Source organism: Brunnivagina elsteri CCALA 953 (genome assembly GCF_002289455.1).
In the GTDB taxonomy this organism is placed as follows: domain Bacteria; phylum Cyanobacteriota; class Cyanobacteriia; order Cyanobacteriales; family Nostocaceae; genus Brunnivagina; species Brunnivagina elsteri.
The window spans coordinates 1-1,696 of sequence record NZ_NTFS01000706.1 but is presented as its reverse complement, the minus strand read 5'-3'; the positions used below and the strand labels follow the sequence as shown (position 1 = coordinate 1,696).

Sequence of the window (1,696 nt, the reverse complement as noted above, 5' to 3'; positions counted from 1 at the left end):
CTAGGCTGTTGACTTTGTGCCTTTTTAGGCTATTTTGGTTCATACAGTTTCTGTGTCGTCCACTAAATCAGAAAATAGGGTTTTTCTTTTCGACAGCATAGATTGACCAAAAACTTCAGCTAACCAGATTTCAACATCGGTAAAACTAATTGTTTCAAGCGCATTTTTAACAAGACTATTTGTTAGATTCATCGTAGATAAACAAATAGTTAGCAACATCTGACCCATCTCTTTAAATGGGGCACGTGCAGAGAATTGTTTATATTTTCCAAATAGAGATTCAATTACATCAGAAGTTGATAAAAAAGTTTTTTCATTCTTTATATGGGAACTTTGAGTGATTATATAATCATAAATATGTTGCTGAAAATCTAATAGTTCACCCTTAGGTATATCAAATTCATTTTCCTTAAAACAAGTGAGAGACTGCTGATTAATTCCTAATTTCTTTACTTGAGTTTCAAGAGTACGTGTAAGCACAGTCATTTGATTCCAACGAATTAGTTCTGCCTGATAATCAACTAACCATCCCAATTTATCTATTATTTTTTTATTAATCACACTGGGGTCACTATTTCTAACTAATTTAGTCACAGTATCTATATTACAATTCAATAAATTTAATCCCCAATCAGTCAACCTTTCAATATTAAAGTAGCGGCACTGTGAGCGTTGTGTCGGAGGGGATAAAAAAGATAATTCAGTCTGTTGTAACTGTTGCCTACACATATTACATTTTTGGATAAATGACTGATATCTATCATCAGAATTTAACTCATGTTTCAAAAGTAAAGCCATTGCATGAGTTACGTCATGAGTATAAATTAAGTCTTCATGCTCTTGTTGATAAAGCTTTATACCGCGTGCAAGGTCACTACCGTGGTCAGCAACTATTTGTATTGGTTTGCCAACCCGTGAAGTAATTTCATCCAGTTTTTGCTTTATATTTTCTCCTTTTGTTGAGTCCATAATTTCTAAGCCTAAAAGTTCTACATCTTTGTGATGAAGTCCTCGTCCGTCAGGAATAATTTCGGATTCAAGCTGTTGTTGTGAAATCCCTAAAACCACAAGAACTTTTTGTTTTCCTAGCTCCAACGTAAAATCTATAATAAATATCCAATCATTTCGGTATTCTTTTTCACGATTCATCTCGTATAATCCAATCCGCCCTAACCATTTTCTTATACAAGTAAAGCTTGGAATCTTATCCAGTTCTAAATTATTAATATTATTAAATAACTCTACAGTTTTTTCTACCCCTCTAAAGCTGATGCCACATTTAATTAAAAGTTCTATAGTTATCAGTACGATATCAACTGTATAGTGATGATTTTTAGCATTTAAATCTTCTGTTTCTTTAGTCACTTCAATATTAGACTTTACTAAGTCTAATTCAGCTTTTTTTCTTCTGTCTCAGCCTCTCCATTCTCTTGAGATACCCCTTGCTCCGCAGCGATAGCACGCTTTTTCCAATACTCTCGTGAAGAAGAGTAAATCTCTTACTTTTATTTCTGAAGCTCTAAGTTTTTTCTGTTTTTCCAAAGCTCTCTCTTTCCAATTATCTCTACCTGCACGAAACAAACGGGCTAACCTGCTAGTTGGGCTTTTAAATTCCATTAACTTTTACCTCGAAAAAATACAACACTATTATTGTATGATAAAAGTTCCTTAAAAACTCACAAAGTCAACAGCCTAG

The 1,696-nt window shown here is 33.4% G+C and carries 1 protein-coding gene; it reads right to left on the bottom strand.

Annotation, left to right across the window (positions count from 1 at the left end; genetic code table 11):
* Positions 1-39 precede the first annotated feature (39 nt).
* The gene (locus CK510_RS30065) at positions 40-1,365 is read right to left on the bottom strand and encodes a hypothetical protein (RefSeq protein WP_245912520.1); all 1,326 of its coding nucleotides are present in this window, start codon (positions 1,363-1,365) and stop codon (positions 40-42) included.
* Positions 1,366-1,696: the final 331 nt, after the last annotated feature.